Below are 17723 nucleotides of genomic sequence, written 5' to 3' on the forward strand. Positions count from 1 at the left end.
CGGATTTCGGTTTTCGGCCATGGGTTGATGTTGTGAAAACGAGACCACTTAAGTGTGGTTTACGGTCCGGGTTGTCCTTGAGGATGGCTCCATTGAGCTCGGGTCAATGGGTCAAGCGCTGTGGGGAGCGCCGACTCACGAGCACACTCGGGACATCGGTCCACTTGCCGTCAGGGGTGTCGGCAGAAGACCGGGGTCCCTCATGTCGAACAGTGGACTCATGAGGAGGAAACCCATGCGCGGTGCCAAGAGCGCCAAGTGGGTAGCGGGCGCGATCGTCGTGGCCCTGGCAGCAACCGCCTGTGGCGGGGGCAACAACGAGGGCAAGGGCTCCGACAAGGGCGCCGTTGACCCCAACGGCATCTTCTCGGTCGAGACGGGCGAGCCGGAGAAGCTCCTCCACCCGGCCGACACGATGGAGTCGAACGGCTCGATCGTCCTGAGCGGTCTCTTCTCGCAGCTGGTCGACTACACCGAAGACGGCAAGCTGACCATGGTCAACGCCGAGTCGGTCGACACCAAGGACAGCAAGCTCTGGACCGTCAAGCTCAAGAAGGGCTGGACGTTCCACGACGGCACCCCGGTGACCGCCGAGTCCTACGTCAAGGCGTGGAACTGGGCCGCGACCATCACCAACAACCAGGGCAACGCCTCCTGGTTCTCGGACATCAAGGGCTTCGAGAAGGTCCACCCGGAGAAGGAGGGCGCCAAGCCCACCTCCGACAAGCTGGACGGCCTGAAGGTCCTCGACGAGAACACCTTCACCATCGAGCTGACCGCGGCCATCCCGTACTTCGCGTACAAGCTCGGCTACGAGGTCTTCTCCCCGCTGCCGGAGTCGTTCTACAAGGACCCGAAGGCCGCCGGCGAGAAGCCGATCGGCAACGGCCCCTACAAGTTCGACTCGTGGGAGCACAAGAAGCAGATCAAGATCGTCCGCTACGACGGCTACAAGGGCGACAACAAGGCGAAGAACGGTGGTGTGATCTTCAAGAACTACACCACCCTCGAGACCGCCTACGAGGACCTGAAGTCGGGCAACCTCGACGTCCTGCGCCAGCTGGCCCCGAAGGACCTGCCGGTCTACCGCCAGGACCTCGGCGACCGCGCCGTGGACCAGGCGTACTCCGCCGTCCAGACCCTCGCGATCGCGTACTACGCGCCGCAGTGGAAGACCAAGAAGGTCGACCCGAAGGTCATCCAGGGCCTGTCGATGGCGATCGACCGCGACACCATCACCAAGACGGTGCTCCAGGGCACCCGCGAGCCGGCCACCGGCTGGGTCGCCAAGGGCGTCCTCGGCTACCAGCCGAACGCGGCCGAGATCACCAAGTTCGACCCGGCCAAGGCCAAGGAGCTCATCAAGCAGGGTGGCGGCGTTCCCGGCAACGCCATCTCCATCCAGTTCAACTCCGACGGCGGCCACAAGGAATGGGTCGAGGCTGTCTGCAACAGCATCACCCAGTCCACCGGCGTCAAGTGCGTGGGCGACGCCAAGCCCGACTTCCAGGCCGACCTCCAGGCCCGCAAGTCGAAGCAGGTCAAGTCGATCTACCGCTCCGGCTGGGTCCTCGACTACCCGGTGAACGCGAACTTCCTCCGCGACCTGTTCCAGACCGGCGCCTCGGGCAACCAGGGTGACTTCTCGAACAAGGAGCTGGACGCCGCCATCACCAAGGCGGACACCGCGGCCACCCTCGACGAGTCGGTGAAGGCGTACCAGGAGATCGAGAAGAGCCTGGTCAACTACATGCCGTCGATCCCGCTCTGGTACTACAAGGTCAACGCGGGCTACTCCGAGAAGGTCTCCGGCGTCAAGTACGCGCAGGACGGCGACCCGATCCTCGAGACCGTCGAGGTCAAGAAGTAGTCACTGACGTAGTCCGCTGTACGGATGTGGGCTGACGGGGAGTCAGCCCGCATCCGGCCTATACGCAGTGAACGGGGGGCCCTTCCGGGGTGCGGCGTGCGGGAAACCGGCACGCGCACCGGGAAGGGCCTGCCCTGGCTCCTGCCGCATTCTCAATCGGAGGCACGATGGGGCGCTATGTCGCACGACGACTGCTCCAGATGATCCCGGTCTTCTTCGGGACAACCCTGCTCATCTTCCTGATGGTGTACAGCCTGCCCGGTGACCCCGTGGCCGGCCTGTTCGGGGACAAGGGCACCGACCCGGCCACTCTTGCCAGACTCCGGCACGAGTACGGCCTGGACCAGCCGATCCTTCAGCAGTACTGGAACTACATCTCGAACATCATGTTCGAGTTCAACTTCGGTACGCAGATCCGCAGCGGACGTGAGATCACCGAGGTCATCGGGGCGGCGTTCCCGGTCACCCTGCGGCTCGCGATGTTCGCGTTCCTCATCGAAATGGTGCTGGGTCTCGGGCTGGGCATCGTCGCCGGCCTCAAGGCCGGCCGTCTCGCCGACAACCTGGTCCTGATCTTCACGCTGCTGATCATCTCGGTCCCGGTCTTCGTGCTCGGCTTCATCATCAAGACGGTCTTCGCCTTCCAGCTCGGATGGATCGAGCCGAACGTCAGTGAGGATGAGACCTGGGGTGAGCTCCTTGCTCCGGCCATCGTGTTGGGTGCGCTGTCCCTCGCATACGTGGCCCGTCTGACGCGCACCTCCCTGGCCGAGAACCTGCGTGCGGACTACATCCGCACCGCCGTCGCCAAGGGTCTGCCCAAGAACCGCGTCATCGGCGTGCACCTCATGCGCAACTCGATGATCCCCGTCGTGACCTTCCTGGGCACCGACATCGGTGCTCTCATGGGCGGCGCGGTCGTCACCGAGGGCATGTTCAACGTCAAGGGTGTCGGCGGCCTGATCTACGACTCGATCGTGCGCCGCGAAGGCCTGACCGTGGTCGGCATCGTCACCGTCCTGGTCGTCGTGTACCTCATCGCCAGCCTGCTCGTCGACCTCCTTTACGCGGTCCTGGACCCGAGGATCCGTTATGCCTGACATCACCAAGACCGCGGACAAGACGTCCGCCGAGGCCGTGCCCGTCGCCGTCCCCGCGCAGAAGCCCGAGAAGGCCCGCAGCCTCTGGGGTGACGCGTGGGTGGACCTGCGCCGCAACCCGTACTTCGTCGTGTCCGCGGTGCTGATCTTCCTCCTGCTCCTCATCACCGCGTTCCCGAGCTGGTTCACCAGCGCCTCGCCCACCACGGGCGACCTGGTCAAGCACTTCCTGAGCAAGCCGGAGCTGAGCAAGATCGGTTCGCCCGAGTGGCTCGGCTACGACGGCCAGGGCCGCAGCGTGTACGCGCGTCTCATCTACGGCACCCGTGCCTCGGTGATCGTGGGTGTGGCCGTGACGCTGATCGTCACCTTCGTCGGAAGCGTCGTCGGTATGATCGCCGGCTACTTCGGCGGCGTCGTGGACGCGGTGCTGTCCCGCATCACCGACATCTTCTTCGGCATCCCGTTCCTGCTCGGCTCGATGGTGGTCCTCCAGGCCTTCACCAAGCGGACCGTCTGGACCGTGGTCTTCGCGCTGGCCTTCCTCGGCTGGACCCAGATCACCCGCGTCATGCGCGGTGCCGTGATCACCGTCAAGGCGTCCGACTACGTGCACGCCGCCCAGGCCCTGGGCGCCGGCACCGTCCGGATCCTGTTCCGGCACATCCTTCCGAACGCCATGGCCCCCGTGATCGTCGTCGCGACCATCGCGCTCGGCGGCTACATCGGCGCCGAGGCCACCCTGTCCTACCTCGGTCTCGGCCTCGCGTCGCCGACCGTCTCGTGGGGTGTGGACATCTCGGGCGGTGCCAACCAGATCCGCGTGGCCCAGCACATCCTGCTGTACCCGTCGATCATGCTCAGCATCACCGTGCTGGCGTTCATCATGCTCGGCGAAGCAGTGCGCAACGCCCTCGACCCGAAGATGCGCTGAGGAGGGCGTACGTGACCACCATCGACAAGACCGCGACGGTCCCGGCCCCGCGTAACGGCGGGGACCACGAGGGTCCGCTCCTCGAAGTCCGCGACCTGCACGTGGAGTTCCACACCCGCGACGGCGTGGCCAAGGCCGTCAACGGCGTCAACTACAGCGTCTCGGCCGGCGAGACCCTCGCCGTCCTCGGCGAGTCCGGCTCCGGCAAGTCCGTGACCGCGCAGGCGATCATGGGCATCCTGGACATGCCTCCCGGCAAGATCCCGCAGGGCGAGATCTTCTTCCGCGGCCAGGACATGCTCAAGATGAGCAACGAGGAGCGCCGGAAGATCCGCGGCTCGAAGATCGCCATGATCTTCCAGGACGCGCTCTCCTCCCTGAACCCGGTGCTGACCGTCGGCTACCAGCTCGGCGAGATGTTCCGCGTGCACCAGGGCATGTCCAAGAAGGACGCCAAGCTCAAGGCCATCGAGCTGATGGACCGGGTGAAGATCCCCGCCGCCAAGGCGCGCGTGGACGACTACCCGCACCACTTCTCCGGCGGTATGCGCCAGCGCATCATGATCGCCATGGCGATGGCCCTGGAGCCGGACCTGATCATCGCCGACGAGCCCACCACGGCTCTCGACGTGACCGTCCAGGCCCAGGTCATGGACCTGCTCGCGGAGCTCCAGCGCGAGATGAACATGGGCCTGATCCTGATCACCCACGACCTCGGCGTGGTCGCCGACGTCGCGGACAAGATCGCGGTCATGTACGCGGGCCGGATCGTCGAGACCGCCCCGGTCCACGAGATCTACTCGCGCCCGGCGCACCCGTACACCAAGGGTCTGCTGGAGTCGATCCCGCGCCTGGACCAGAAGGGCCAGGAGCTCTTCGCGATCAAGGGCCTGCCGCCCAACCTGCTGCGCATGCCGTCCGGTTGCGCGTTCAACCCGCGCTGCACCGCCGCGCAGGACATCTGCAGCTCCGAGATCCCCGTGCTGCACGCGGTGACCGAGCAGGACGGCCGCGAGCTGCCGGGCCGCAAGAGCGCCTGCCACTTCTGGAAGGAGACGATCCATGGCTGACCTGACCAAGGGCGAGCCGATCCTCCAGGTGCGCAACCTGGTCAAGCACTTCCCGCTGACCCAGGGCATCCTGTTCAAGAAGCAGGTCGGCGCGGTCAAGGCCGTCGACGGGGTCTCCTTCGACCTCTACCAGGGCGAGACCCTCGGTATCGTCGGCGAGTCCGGCTGCGGCAAGTCCACCATCGCCAAGCTCCTGATGAACCTGGAGCGGGCGACGGCCGGCGAGGTCTTCTACAAGGGCCAGGACATCACCAAGCTGTCCGGGCGCGCGCTGAAGGCCGTCCGCCGCAACATCCAGATGGTGTTCCAGGACCCGTACACCTCGCTGAACCCCCGTATGACGGTGGGCGACATCATCGGCGAGACCTTCGAGATCCACCCCGAGGTGGCCCCGAAGGGCGACCGGCGCCGCAAGGTCCAGGAGCTCCTGGACGTGGTGGGCCTGAACCCCGAGTACATCAACCGCTACCCGCACCAGTTCTCCGGCGGCCAGCGCCAGCGCATCGGCATCGCCCGCGGCCTCGCGCTGAACCCCGAGATCATCATCTGCGACGAGCCGGTCTCCGCCCTGGACGTGTCCGTCCAGGCGCAGGTCATCAACCTGATGGAGAAGCTGCAGGACGAGTTCAACCTCTCCTACATCTTCATCGCGCACGACCTGTCGATCGTCCGGCACATCTCGGACCGCGTGGGCGTCATGTACCTGGGCAAGATGGCCGAGATCGGCACCGACGCCCAGATCTACGACCACCCCACCCACCCGTACACCCAGGCGCTGCTGTCGGCCGTCCCGGTCCCGGACCCCGAGGCCCGTGCCAACCGCGACCGGATCATCCTCACCGGTGACGTCCCGTCGCCGGCGAACCCGCCGTCCGGCTGCCGCTTCCGCACCCGCTGCTGGAAGGCCGAGGAGAAGTGCGCCACCGAGGTGCCGCTCCTGGCGATCCCCGAGCGCTTCGCCGGCTCGGACTCGCTCGCCGCCCACGAGTCGGCGTGCCACTTCGCCGAGGAGCGGGCCGTCCTGTCGGCCTGATCCACCGCGTACGCGCCCGAGGGCGCCCGTGCCGCAGCCGCGGCCGGGCGCCCTCGCGGCTTTTCCCGGCCCCGCCCGCCGCCAAAAGCCTTTGCCCGGCCGGGGATTCCCGTACCACAGTGGGCGGATGCTGACCGTACGGCCTGCCGGCCCGAACGACGCCACCGGCATCTGCGCCCTGATGAACGCCATCGACCTCGTGGAGATCGGACGCCCGGAGACCGACCTCGCCGAGGTGGAAGCGGACCTGCTGCACCCCGAGATGGACCTGGCCCGGGACTCCTGGCTGGCCTTCGAGGACGGCCGGCTCGTCGCCTACGCCTGCCTGTGGTGCGACGGGGACCCCGAGCGCATCGACACCGACCACTACGCCCTGCCCGGACACGCGGCGGCGGCCGAGCGGCTGCTCGTCCTGATGGAGGCCCGCGCGCTGGAGCGGGCCCGCGCCGCCGGGGCCGCACGGGCCGTGGTCCACCTCCAGCTCAACAGCTCGCCCACCACCGAGCCCGCCCTGCTGCTGCGCCGCGGCTGGGGCCGGGTCCGCCGGTACCACGTGATGACCCGCGCCCTCCGCGCACAGGACGGGCGGCCGCCCGCCCCGCCCGCCGGGCTGACCCTGCGCGACTGCACGGACGAGGCCGACCGGCGGACCGCCCACGCCCTGTACACGGACAGCTTCGCCGAGCACTTCGACCACCAGCCGCGCACGTACGAGCAGTGGCTCGGCGACATCGGGGCCGCCCGCCCGGGCATGGACTGGTCCCTGGTGTGGATCGCGCACCTGGAGGGCAGCGGGGACGTGGGGATGTGCATCAGCAAGGACCGGGACCGGATGGGCTGGGTGCGCAGCCTCGGAGTCCGCAAGGACGCCCGCGGCCGGGGGGTCGGCGGCTTCCTGCTGCGGCACGCCTTCGCCGTGTACGCGGCCCGCGGCCGGGACACCCTGGGCCTCGGCGTGGACACGCGCAACGAGACCGGGGCCCTCGCCCTGTACGAGGCGCACGGCATGGGACGCCACTACGCGGTGGACACCTGGGAGGTCGTCCTGAGTTGACGGGCCCCCGCCCCCCGGTGTGGCAACCGGGTGACAGCCGGGCCCGATCGGGCCCGCCCGGCATGCGGTCCTCCCCCATCCGGGGTGACATTGGCTCCACGTACGACCAGGGACGACAGGACGACCTGGGAGCCATGAGGAGGCACTCCATGCGCGGAGCCACGCACGCCAAGTGGGCCGCATGCGCGGTGGCCGTCGCCCTCGGAGCGACGGCCTGCGGCGGCGGAAGCGACAGCGGCGGAGGTGACGGCGCCGGGATCGTGAGCTCCTCGTGGGGCGACCCGCAGAACCCGCTGGAACCCGCGAACACCAACGAGGTGCAGGGAGGCAAGGTCCTCGACATGCTCTTCCGCGGGCTCAAGCGCTACGACCCGAAGACCGGCGAGGCCGTGAACATGGTCGCCGAGAAGATCGAGAGCACCGACCAGCAGAACTTCACCGTCACCCTGAAGGACGGCTGGAAGTTCAGCAACGGCGAAGCGGTCACCGCGCAGTCCTTCGTCGACGCCTGGAACTACGCCGCCGACGTGCGCAACAAGCAGAACAACTCCCCGTTCTTCGGCGACATCGCCGGCTACGAGGACCTGCACCCGGAGTCCGGCGACCCCAAGGCCAAGACCATGAAGGGGCTGGTCGTCAAGGACGCCAAGACCTTCACCGTGGCCCTCAAGGAGAAGTCCTCCACCTGGCCCGACCGACTCGGCTACCAGGCCTTCTCCCCGCTCCCCAAGGCCTTCTTCACCGACCACGCCGGCTGGCTCGACAAGCCCGTCGGCAACGGCCCGTACACGGTGGACTCGTACACCAAGGGCAGCGGCATGAAGCTGCGCAAGTGGGACGGCTACACGGGCCCCGACAAGGCCCAGAACGGCGGGGTGGACCTCAAGGTCTACACCGACAACAACACCGCCTACACCGACCTGATCGCCGGAAACCTGGACCTGGTGGACGACGTCCCGGCCCAGCAGCTGAAGAACGTCAAGAACGACCTCGGCGACCGGTACATCAACCAGCCCGCCCTGATCATCCAGACCCTCACCTTCCCGCTGTACGACCCGCGCTGGAGCAAGGCCGGGACGGAGAAGGTCCGCCAGGGCATCTCCCGCGCCATCAACCGCGAGGAGATCACCAAGCAGATCTTCCAGGAGACCCGCAGCCCGGCCAAGGACTGGACCTCCACCGCCCTCGGCGAGAAGGGCGGCTACAAGGACGTGTGCGGGGAGCTGTGCACCTACGACCCCGCCGCCGCCAAGAAGCTGATCGAGGACGGCGGCGGCCTGCCCGGCGGCAAGGTCACCATCACCTCGAACGTGGACACCGGCTCCCACCGGGTGTGGATGGACGCCGTCTGCAACAGCATCAACAACGCACTGGGCCGCGGCCCGGTCTGCACGGTCAACCCGGTCGGCACCTTCGCCGACTTCCGCAACCAGCAGAGCTCGTACAAGCTCACCGGCCCCTTCCGGTCCGGCTGGCAGGGCGACTACCCGCTGATCCAGAACTTCCTCCAGCCGCTGTACTACACCGGCGCCTCCTCCAACTACGGGAAGTTCAGCAACAAGGACTTCGACAGGCTCGTCGACGAGGCCAACCAGGAGAGCGACACCGCCAAGGCCATCGCCAAGTTCCAGGACGCCGAGAAGATCCTCGCCGCCCAGATGCCCTCCATCCCGCTCTGGTACCAGAACGGCAGCGCCGGCTACTCCGAGCGCCTCTCGGACGTCCAGCTCAACCAGTTCAGCGTCCCGGTCTACGACAAGATCAAGGTCGGCTGACCCCACGCCCTCGCCACTAGGCGTGGCCGCCCCGGCGCGCGGGATCCGCCGCCGGGGCGGCCACCAAGACTCTGGAGGCGTCTGATGGGACGCTACGTAATCCGCCGGCTGCTCCAGATGATCCCGGTGTTCATCGGCAGCACGTTCCTGATCTTCCTCATGGTGTACGCGCTGGGCGACCCCGTCGCGGCCCTCTTCGGCGACAAGGCCCCCGACCCGGCCACCGCCGCCCGGATCCGCAAGGACCTCTACCTCGACCAGCCCCTGTGGAAGCAGTACCTGCACTACATGGGCCAGATCTTCCAGGGCGACTTCGGGACCGCGTTCAACGGGCAGAAGGTCACCGAGCTGATGGCCTCGGCCTTCCCCGTCACCCTGCGCCTGACCATCGTCGCCATCGTCGTCGAGATCCTCGTCGGCATCACCCTCGGCGTCATCAGCGGCCTGCGCCGCGGCCGGGCCGTGGACACCAGCCTGCTCGTCCTGACCCTCGTGATCATCTCGGTGCCGACCTTCGTCACCGGCTACCTGCTCCAGTTCGTGCTCGGGGTCAAATGGGGCTGGGTGCGGCCCACCGTCTCCTCCGACGCCCCCTTCGACCAGCTGATCCTCCCCGGCATCGTGCTGGCCCTGGTCTCCCTCGCCTACGTCACCCGGCTCAGCCGCACCTCCATCGCCGAGAACGTCAAGGCCGACTACGTCCGCACCGCCGTGGCCAAGGGCCTGCCCCGGCGCCGGGTCATCACCCGGCACCTGCTGCGCAACTCCCTGATCCCCGTGGTCACGTTCATCGGCACCGACATCGGCGCCCTGATGGGCGGGGCCATCGTCACCGAGCGGATCTTCAACATCCACGGCGTCGGCTACCAGCTCTACCAGGGCATCCTGCGCAACAACGCCCCGACGGTCGTCGGCTTCGTGACCATCCTCGTGATCGTCTTCCTGCTGGCGAACCTGCTCGTCGACCTGCTCTACGCGGTCCTGGACCCGAGGATCCGTTATGCCTGAGCCGTACGACCCGCTCCAGCCCGGCGACAGGGAAGTCATCGCCCCCACCGGACAGGGCGGCGCCATGGACCTCGCGCTCGAAGAAGCCGAAAGCCTGGAGAAGAACCTCGCGCCCAGCGGCCCCGGCCCCCGGGAGAAGGCCCGCTCCCTGTGGTCCGACGCCTGGCACCAGCTGCGCCGCAACCCCGTCTTCATCGTCTCCGCCCTGCTGATCCTCTTCCTCGTCGTCATCGCGATCTGGCCGCAGCTCATCGCGAGCGGCGACCCCCTCAAGTGCGACCTCGCCAAGTCCCAGCAGGGCTCCGAGCCCGGCCACCCCTTCGGCTTCGACACCCAGGGCTGCGACGTGTACACCCGTACCGTCCACGGGGCCCGGGCCTCGATCACCGTCGGCATCTGCGCCACCGTGGGCGCGGCCCTGCTCGGCTCGCTGCTCGGCGGCCTGGCCGGCTTCTTCGGGGGCTGGTGGGACGCCCTGCTGTCGCGGGTCGCCGACATCTTCTTCGGCATCCCCGTGGTCCTCGGCGGCCTGGTCTTCCTGTCCGTGGTCACCAGCACCACCGTCTGGCCCGTGGTCGGCTTCATCGTGCTGCTCGGCTGGCCGCAGATCGCCCGCATCGCCCGCGGCTCCGTCATCACCGCCAAGCAGAACGACTACGTCCAGGCCGCCCGCGCCCTGGGCGCCGGCAACAGCCGGATGCTGCTGCGGCACGTGGCCCCCAACGCCGTCGCCCCGGTCATCGTCGTCGCGACCATCGCCCTGGGCACGTACATCGCGCTGGAGGCCACCCTGTCCTTCCTCGGCGTGGGCCTGCGGCCCCCCACCGTCTCCTGGGGCATCGACATCTCCAACGCGGCGTCCCAGATCCGCAACGCGCCGCACATGCTGCTGTGGCCGGCCGGCGCGCTGAGCATCACCGTGCTGGCCTTCATCATGCTCGGCGACGCGGTGCGCGACGCCCTCGACCCCAAGCTGCGCTGAGGAGGCGGCGGACATGCTGCTCGAAGTCCGCGACCTGCACGTCGAGTTCAAGACGCGCGACGGGGTCGCCAAGGCCGTCAACGGGGTCAACTACTCGGTGGACGCCGGCCAGACCCTGGCCGTGCTCGGCGAGTCCGGCTCCGGCAAGTCCGTCACCGCGCAGGCCGTGATGGGCATCCTCGACATGCCGCCCGGCCGGATCGCCGGCGGGCAGATCCTCTTCAAGGGCGCCGACCTGCTCACGATGAAGGAGGAGGAGCGCCGCAGGATCCGCGGGGCCGAGATGGCCATGATCTTCCAGGACGCGCTGAGCTCCCTGAACCCGGTGCTGAGCGTGGGCGCCCAGCTCGGCGAGATGTTCGAGGTGCACCGCGGGATGTCCCGCAAGGACGCCCGCGGCAAGGCCGTGGAGCTCATGGACCGGGTGAAGATCCCCGCGGCCAAGGAACGCGTGGGGGACTACCCGCACCAGTTCTCCGGCGGCATGCGCCAGCGCATCATGATCGCGATGGCGCTGGCCCTGGAACCCTCGCTCATCATCGCCGACGAGCCCACCACCGCCCTCGACGTGACCGTCCAGGCCCAGGTCATGGACCTGCTCGCGGAACTCCAGCGCGAGCTGAACATGGGCCTGATCCTCATCACCCACGACCTCGGCGTCGTCGCCGACGTGGCCGACAAGATCGCCGTCATGTACGCCGGCCGGATCGTCGAGGCGGCACCGGTCCACGAGATCTACGCGGCACCCGCGCACCCGTACACCAGGGGCCTGCTCGACTCCATCCCCCGCCTGGACCAGAAGGGCCAGGAGCTCTACGCGATCAAGGGCCTGCCGCCCAACCTGCTCGCCATCCCGCCCGGCTGCGCCTTCAACCCGCGCTGCCCGATGGCCCGGCCGGTGTGCCGGACCGACGTGCCCCCGCTGTACGAGGTCACCGAATCGCCCGTGCCGCGGACGAGCGCCTGCCACTTCTGGAAGGAGTGCCTGCATGGCTGAGGCCATTCTCCAGGTCCGGGACCTGGTCAAGCACTACCCGCTGACCCAGGGCATCCTCTTCAAGAAGCAGGTCGGCGCGGTCAAGGCGGTCGACGGGGTCACCTTCGACCTGCGGGCGGGGGAGACCCTCGGCATCGTCGGCGAGTCCGGCTGCGGCAAGTCCACCGTCGCCAAGATGCTCGTCAACCTGGAGCGCCCGACCTCGGGTGCGATCTCGTACAAGGGCGAGGACCTGACCCGGCTGTCCCCGCGCGCCCTCAAGGCCGTCCGCCGCAACATCCAGATGGTCTTCCAGGACCCGTACACCTCCCTCAACCCCCGCATGACGGTGGGCGACATCATCGGCGAGCCGTACGAGATCCACCCCGAGGTCGCGCCCAAGGGGGACCGGCGCCGCAAGGTGCAGGACCTGCTGGACGTGGTGGGCCTGAACCCCGAGTACATCAACCGCTACCCGCACCAGTTCTCCGGCGGCCAGCGCCAGCGCATCGGCATCGCCCGCGGCCTGGCCCTCCAGCCCGAGATCATCGTCGCCGACGAGCCGGTGTCCGCCCTCGACGTCTCCGTGCAGGCCCAGGTGGTCAACCTCCTGGAGCGGCTCCAGGCCGAGTTCAGCCTGTCGTACGTCTTCATCGCCCACGACCTGTCCATCGTCCGGCACATCTCCGACCGGGTCGCCGTCATGTACCTCGGCCGCATCGTGGAGACCGGCACCGACGCCGAGATCTACGACCACCCCACCCACCCGTACACCCAGGCCCTGCTGTCGGCCGTCCCCGTCCCCGACCCCGGCGCCCGCGCCCACCGCGAGCGCATCATCCTCACCGGCGACGTGCCCTCCCCGGCCAACCCGCCGTCCGGCTGCCGCTTCCGCACCCGCTGCTGGAAGGCGCAGCAGCGCTGCGCGGACGAGGTCCCCCTGCTGGCCGTCCCGGAGGCCTTCCGCGGGCAGAGCGGGCCGGCGGCCCACGACTCGGCCTGCCACTTCGCCGCCGAGAAGCAGGTGGTCCCCACCCAGGAGCCGTGACCGGAAGGGGAGGCGCACGGGGAGGCGCACGGGGTGCGGCGGCTCACCCGGACGAAGGGTGTGCAGGGCGCGAGGTGGACGCAGCGTGACCGGCCCGGCGGACCGCGGGCCGCACGTATCCCGGGGCCCGCCCGGGTGCGGACCCGCCGCGGACCGGGGCTTTAGCAGACGGAGTTGACAGCGGCAGGCGTTTTGCCAAGATCCACAGAACGTGCACGATGTGTCACCGACAGTTGTCGCCAACTGCGCGGAGGAGCACCATGCGCACGGTCCGAGAAGCCGTTTTCGACGTCCTGCGGGAACGCGGCATCACCACCGTCTTCGGGAACCCCGGCTCCACCGAGCTGCCCATGCTCAAGGAATTCCCCGAGGACTTCCGGTACGTGCTCGGACTCCAGGAGGCCGTGGTCGTCGGGATGGCCGACGGGTTCGCCCTCGCCTCCGGCAGCACCGCCCTCGTCAACCTGCACACCGGACCCGGCACGGGCAACGCCATGGGCGCCATCCTCAACGCCCGCGCCAACCGCACCCCGATGGTCGTCACCGCCGGCCAGCAGGTGCGGGCCATGACCACCGCCGAGGCACTGCTCACCAACCCGCAGGCCACCCTCCTCCCGCAGCCCGCCGTGAAATGGGCCTACGAGCCCCCGCGCCCCGCCGACACGGCCCCCGCGCTCGCCCGCGCCGTGCAGATCGCCGAAACCCCCGCCCGCGGGCCGGTGTTCCTCTCCCTGCCCATGGACGACATGGACGCCCCGCTCACCGAGCAGGAGGACCGGGCCGGCCGCACCGCCGCCGCCCGCCGCATCACCCACGCCGCCGCCCCCGCCCCCGAGACCGTCGCCGCCCTCGCCGGCCGGATCGCGGGCGCCCGCTCCGCCGTGCTCGTCGTCGGCGACGACGTGGACGACTCCGGCGCCTGGGACGCCGTCCTCGCCCTCGCCGAGCGCGCCGCCCTGCCCGTCTGGGCGGCCCCCGCCGCCGCCCGCGTCTCCTTCCCCCGCACCCACCCCCAGTTCCGCGGGGACCTGCCGCCCGCCATCGGCCCCCTCGGCCGCGCCCTCGAAGGCCACGACCTCGTGCTCGTCATCGGCGCCCAGGTCTTCCGCTACTACCCCTACGTGCCCGGCGAGGTGCTCCCCGAGGGCGCCGGGCTGGTGCTGATCACCCGCGACGCCGAGGAGGCCGCCAAGGCCCCCGTCGGGGACGCCGTCGTCGCCGACCTCGCGCTGACCGCCCGGGCGCTCGCCGACCGGCTGCCGGCCGGCAGCCCGCTGCGGCCCGTCCCGCGCGAACTGCGCCACTCCGAGGCCGAAGGCGGGGTGCTCAGCCCGCTCGCCGCCCTCAAGGCCATCGCCATGGGCGCCCCCGAGAACACCCTGTGGGTCAACGAATCCCCCTCCAACATCCCCCAGTTCCACGAGGCCACCCGCATCGCCACCCCCCGCTCGTACCTGTTCTCCGCCGGCGGCGGACTCGGCTTCGGGGCCGCGGCGGCCGTCGGCGCCCAGCTCGCGGTGCCCGGCCGGCCCGTGGTCTGCGTCATCGGCGACGGTTCCGTCCACTACGCCGTTCAGGCCCTGTGGACGGCCGCCCGGTACCGGGTGCCCGTCACCTTCGTGGTCCTCAGCAACGCCGCGTACGCGATCCTCCACTGGTTCGCACAGATCGAGCACGCCCAGGGCGCCCCCGGCCTCGACATCCCGGGCCTCGACATCGTGTCGGTGGCCCAGGGCTACGGGCTGTGCACCCACTCCGCCGCCAGTGCCGGCGAACTCACCAAGCTCGTACGGGACTCCGCGCAGCAGCAGGACGGCCCGGTGCTCATCGACGTACCGGTGACCACCGAACTCCCCACCCTCTGAGCCCGCGCCCCGCCCGTCCGCCCACCCTCCCGACACCCCGAAGGCCGGCATGTCCACCGACACCCCCCTCCTCGCCCGCCTGCGCGCCGTACTCCCCGAGCCCGGCGAGCTGCTCACCGACCCCGGCCTGCTGAGCGCGCACTCCCGTGACGCGGCCCCCTTCTCCGAGCCCGGCACCCCCGTCGCCGTGGCCCTTCCGCGGACCGCCGAGCAGGTCGCCGCCGTCCTGTCCGCCACCCACGAACTGCGGGTGCCGGTGGTCCCGCAGGGCGCCCGCACCGGGCTCGCGGGCGCCGCCAACGCGGTGGACGGCTGCGTGGTCCTCAACACCACCCGCATGGACCGGATCCTCGCCGTGGACCCGGCCAACCGGCTGGTGCGCTGCGAGCCCGGCGTCACCACCAAGGCCCTCGCCGAAGCCGTCGCCGAGCACGGCCTGTGCTACCCGCCCGACCCCGCCTCCTGGGAGACCTGCACCATCGGCGGGAACATCGCCACCGGCGCCGGCGGCATCTGCTGCGTCAAGTACGGGGTGACCGCCGACTACGTCCTCGGCCTCGACCTCGTCCTGCCCGACGGCCGCCGGCTGCGCACCGGCCGCGACACCGCCAAGGGCGTCGCCGGCTACGACCTGACCCGCCTGGTCGTCGGCTCCGAGGGCACGCTCGCCGTGGTCGTCGGCGCCACCCTCGCCCTGCGGCCCGCCCGGCCCCCGGCCCTCGCCCTGCTCGCCCAGTTCCCCAGCCTCGCCGCCGCCGGGGACGCCGTCGCCGCGATCACCGCCGCAGGACACACCCCCTCCGCCCTGGAGCTCATGGACCGGGCCACCACCGAGGCCGTCGTCGCCCACGGCGGCTCCCTCCTCAAGCCCGGCAGCGCCGCCACCCTCATCGTCGAGAGCGACGCCCCCGACCCCGCCACGGCCGCCCGCGAGCTCTCCGCGATGGGCCGGCTCTGCACCGGGGCGGGCGCCCTCGACATGGTCACCGCCACCAGCCCCGAGGAGTCCCGGCAGGTCATCGAGGCCCGCCGGCTGGTCACCCCGGCGCTGCGCGCCCTCGCCGCCACCCTGCCCGGCCGGCCCACCGCCTTCATCGAGGACGTGGCCGTACCCCGGTCCGAACTGGCCAAGTTCGTCGGCACCATCGAGGAGATCGCCGCCCGCCACCGGCTGCGGATCTTCACCCTCGGCCACGCCGGAGACGGCAACCTGCACCCCACCGTCGTCTTCGACGAGGCCGACCCGGAGGAGTTCCGGCGCGCACAGACCGCCTACGACGACATCATGGCGGCCGGCCTCGCCCTCGGCGGCACCACCACCGGCGAGCACGGCATCGGCACCCTCAAGCGGGACTGGCTGGCCCGCGAGCTCGACCCCGTCGGCCTGGAGCTCCAGCGCGGGCTCAAGCGGCTCTTCGACCCCGAGAACCTCCTCAACCCCGGCAAGGTCCTCGACCTCGGCGCCCCCGCGGCCCCCGCCGGAGACCGGGCGGTGCACGCGTGAGCGGCCTGAGCTCCCCGGCGCCCACCCTCTCCTACGCCCGCCCGGCCAAGGCCGGCCGGGCCGAGACCCTGCGCTTCGCCCTGACGCACACCCTGCCCGCGTTCGCACGGGGCATCGCCGCGCCCCGCCCCCGTATCGTCGCCGCCTTCGCGGCCGCCGGACAGTACGGCTGGTCCGCGGGCACCCTGCGGGCCCTGCGCGCCCGGTACGGGGGAGCGCCGGTGCGCATCCGCGGTCTCTCCGGGGACCTGCTGGTGCTCCTCGACCCCGCGGACATCGCGCAGTTCTTCGCCGAACCGGTCGAGCACCTCGCCCTGGACGCCGCCGACAAGCTGAGGATGCTGGAGGTCCTGGAGCCGACCGGGGTGATCTGCTCGCACGGCCCGCTGCGCGAGGCCCGCCGCGAGGTCAACGACCACGCGCTGGCCGCCGACCGGCCCGTGCACCCCTCCTGCGCCGAGTTCCTCGCCGTGGTCGGCGAGGAATGCGCCCGGCTGACCGCCTCCGACGTCCTCGACTACGGCTGCCTGCGCCGGGCCATGGCGCGGATCGGGCGGCGGATCGTCCTCGGCGACCGGGCCGCGAACGACGAGGACCTGCACCGCGGCCTGGTCCGGCTCCGCGAGGAGGCCAACTGGATGGGCCTGCGCAAGGGCCGCAACCCCGCCAACGAGCGCCTGTACGCGCAGCTCGCCGCCCGCCTGGAGAAGTACGCGGCCGAGGCGCCCGCGCACACCCTGGCGGCCCGCGCGCTGTCCGTCCCCGCGGGCCCGGAGTTCCCCGAGCTGGACCCGGTCGGACAGGCCCACCACTGGCTGCTCGCCCTGGACGCGCTGGGCACGGTGGTCGCGCAGACCCTGCTGCTGCTCGCCGTCCACCCGGCCGAGCAGGACGCGGCCCGCGCGGACGACACCCGGATGCGGGCCTGCCTCCAGGAGTCCCTGCGGCTGTGGCCGATCGTGCCGGACCTCGTACGGGTCACCCGGACCGAGACGGTCTGGCGCGGGGTCGCGTACCCGGCGGGCACCCACGTGCTGGTGCCCGTCGGCTTCCACCAGCGGGACCCGCAGACGGTGCCGGCCGGAGAACTGTTCGTCCCGGGCCGCTGGCTGGCCAAGGACGCCGACGGGGACACCCGCACGGCCCCGTTCGGCCACGGCGGCGGCCGCTGCCCCGGCGACCGGCTCGGCCTGCTCGTCGGGGCCGCGGTCTGCCGCGAACTCCTGCGCGGGCGGCGGGTGTCGAACACCGGGCCCGCCCTGAACCCGTGCCGCCCCCTCCCCGGCATCCTCCCCCCGTCCTCGATCCGCCTCTCCCTCTGCGCCCACTGACCCCGGCCCCTCCGGGCCCCGCCCTGCCGATCCGCGGGGCGGTGCGCGGACGGGCGCGGACCCGGCGGGGCGGCGACGGCCCCGCCGGGCCGGGGCGGGCGGCGGGCCCGGGCCGCCCGTCCCCCGCACCCGGCCGCCCCCGCACCCGCGCACCCGGCAACCCACCCCGCCAC

General features: G+C 70.5%; 14 protein-coding genes. All 14 read left to right on the forward strand.

What is annotated here, in order from left to right:
* Positions 1-235 precede the first annotated feature (235 nt).
* Positions 236-1870, forward strand: coding sequence for a peptide ABC transporter substrate-binding protein (locus ACZ407_RS18220; protein WP_468129254.1), 1635 nt, complete (start codon positions 236-238; stop codon positions 1868-1870).
* 167 nt (positions 1871-2037) lie between these two features.
* A complete protein-coding gene (locus tag ACZ407_RS18225) occupies positions 2038-2970 on the forward strand; it encodes an ABC transporter permease (RefSeq protein WP_468129256.1) in 933 nt (310 codons plus the stop codon).
* The gene (locus ACZ407_RS18230) at positions 2963-3904 is read left to right on the forward strand and encodes an ABC transporter permease (protein ID WP_468129258.1); all 942 of its coding nucleotides are present in this window, start codon (positions 2963-2965) and stop codon (positions 3902-3904) included. Before ACZ407_RS18225 ends, ACZ407_RS18230 begins: the two co-directional genes overlap by 8 nt.
* An 11-nt stretch (positions 3905-3915) precedes the next feature.
* Complete coding sequence (locus ACZ407_RS18235; protein WP_468129260.1) at positions 3916-4974, forward strand: ABC transporter ATP-binding protein; 1059 nt, start codon at positions 3916-3918, stop codon at positions 4972-4974.
* Complete coding sequence (locus tag ACZ407_RS18240) at positions 4967-6007, forward strand: ABC transporter ATP-binding protein (RefSeq protein WP_468129262.1); 1041 nt, start codon at positions 4967-4969, stop codon at positions 6005-6007. Before ACZ407_RS18235 ends, ACZ407_RS18240 begins: the two co-directional genes overlap by 8 nt.
* A gap of 127 nt (positions 6008-6134) precedes the next feature.
* Positions 6135-7061 carry a GNAT family N-acetyltransferase gene (locus tag ACZ407_RS18245; protein WP_468129264.1) on the forward strand — a complete coding sequence of 309 codons (927 nt, stop codon included), beginning with the start codon at positions 6135-6137 and terminating at the stop codon, positions 7059-7061.
* A 149-nt stretch (positions 7062-7210) separates the two neighbouring features.
* Positions 7211-8836 carry a peptide ABC transporter substrate-binding protein gene (locus ACZ407_RS18250; RefSeq protein WP_468129266.1) on the forward strand — a complete coding sequence of 542 codons (1626 nt, stop codon included), beginning with the start codon at positions 7211-7213 and terminating at the stop codon, positions 8834-8836.
* An 84-nt stretch (positions 8837-8920) separates the two neighbouring features.
* A complete protein-coding gene (locus tag ACZ407_RS18255) occupies positions 8921-9844 on the forward strand; it encodes an ABC transporter permease (protein WP_468129268.1) in 924 nt (307 codons plus the stop codon).
* Complete coding sequence (locus tag ACZ407_RS18260; RefSeq protein WP_468129270.1) at positions 9837-10826, forward strand: ABC transporter permease; 990 nt, start codon at positions 9837-9839, stop codon at positions 10824-10826. The genes ACZ407_RS18255 and ACZ407_RS18260 overlap by 8 nt, the downstream gene beginning before the upstream one ends.
* Positions 10827-10839: 13 nt before the next feature.
* Positions 10840-11823 carry an ABC transporter ATP-binding protein gene (locus tag ACZ407_RS18265; RefSeq protein ID WP_468129272.1) on the forward strand — a complete coding sequence of 328 codons (984 nt, stop codon included), beginning with the start codon at positions 10840-10842 and terminating at the stop codon, positions 11821-11823.
* Positions 11816-12850 carry an ABC transporter ATP-binding protein gene (locus ACZ407_RS18270; RefSeq protein WP_468129274.1) on the forward strand — a complete coding sequence of 345 codons (1035 nt, stop codon included), beginning with the start codon at positions 11816-11818 and terminating at the stop codon, positions 12848-12850. Before ACZ407_RS18265 ends, ACZ407_RS18270 begins: the two co-directional genes overlap by 8 nt.
* 260 nt (positions 12851-13110) lie before the next feature.
* The gene (mdlC, locus tag ACZ407_RS18275; protein WP_468129276.1) at positions 13111-14715 is read left to right on the forward strand and encodes a benzoylformate decarboxylase; all 1605 of its coding nucleotides are present in this window, start codon (positions 13111-13113) and stop codon (positions 14713-14715) included.
* A gap of 49 nt (positions 14716-14764) precedes the next feature.
* Positions 14765-16219 (forward strand): FAD-binding oxidoreductase, encoded by a 1455-nt coding sequence (locus tag ACZ407_RS18280; RefSeq protein WP_468129278.1) that lies wholly within the window; start codon positions 14765-14767, stop codon positions 16217-16219.
* On the forward strand, positions 16216-17550 hold the full coding sequence (locus ACZ407_RS18285; protein ID WP_468129280.1) for a cytochrome P450: 1335 nt from the start codon (positions 16216-16218) through the stop codon (positions 17548-17550). The genes ACZ407_RS18280 and ACZ407_RS18285 overlap by 4 nt, the downstream gene beginning before the upstream one ends.
* Positions 17551-17723: the final 173 nt, after the last annotated feature.

The organism is Streptomyces sp. NPDC030809 (genome assembly GCF_055572195.1).

Bases quoted from the DNA above. Each gene is read 5' to 3' on its own strand.
- ACZ407_RS18230 (WP_468129258.1), top strand. From the start codon at position 2,963: ATGCCTGACATCACCAAGACCGCGGACAAGACGTCCGCCGAGGCCGTG.
- ACZ407_RS18220 (WP_468129254.1), top strand. From the start codon at position 236: ATGCGCGGTGCCAAGAGCGCCAAGTGGGTAGCGGGCGCGATCGTCGTG.
- ACZ407_RS18260 (WP_468129270.1), top strand. From the start codon at position 9,837: ATGCCTGAGCCGTACGACCCGCTCCAGCCCGGCGACAGGGAAGTCATC.
- ACZ407_RS18240 (WP_468129262.1), top strand. From the start codon at position 4,967: ATGGCTGACCTGACCAAGGGCGAGCCGATCCTCCAGGTGCGCAACCTG.
- ACZ407_RS18265 (WP_468129272.1), top strand. From the start codon at position 10,840: ATGCTGCTCGAAGTCCGCGACCTGCACGTCGAGTTCAAGACGCGCGAC.
- ACZ407_RS18270 (WP_468129274.1), top strand. From the start codon at position 11,816: ATGGCTGAGGCCATTCTCCAGGTCCGGGACCTGGTCAAGCACTACCCG.
- ACZ407_RS18280 (WP_468129278.1), top strand. From the start codon at position 14,765: ATGTCCACCGACACCCCCCTCCTCGCCCGCCTGCGCGCCGTACTCCCC.
- ACZ407_RS18225 (WP_468129256.1), top strand. From the start codon at position 2,038: ATGGGGCGCTATGTCGCACGACGACTGCTCCAGATGATCCCGGTCTTC.
- ACZ407_RS18255 (WP_468129268.1), top strand. From the start codon at position 8,921: ATGGGACGCTACGTAATCCGCCGGCTGCTCCAGATGATCCCGGTGTTC.
- ACZ407_RS18245 (WP_468129264.1), top strand. From the start codon at position 6,135: ATGCTGACCGTACGGCCTGCCGGCCCGAACGACGCCACCGGCATCTGC.
- ACZ407_RS18250 (WP_468129266.1), top strand. From the start codon at position 7,211: ATGCGCGGAGCCACGCACGCCAAGTGGGCCGCATGCGCGGTGGCCGTC.
- mdlC (WP_468129276.1), top strand. From the start codon at position 13,111: ATGCGCACGGTCCGAGAAGCCGTTTTCGACGTCCTGCGGGAACGCGGC.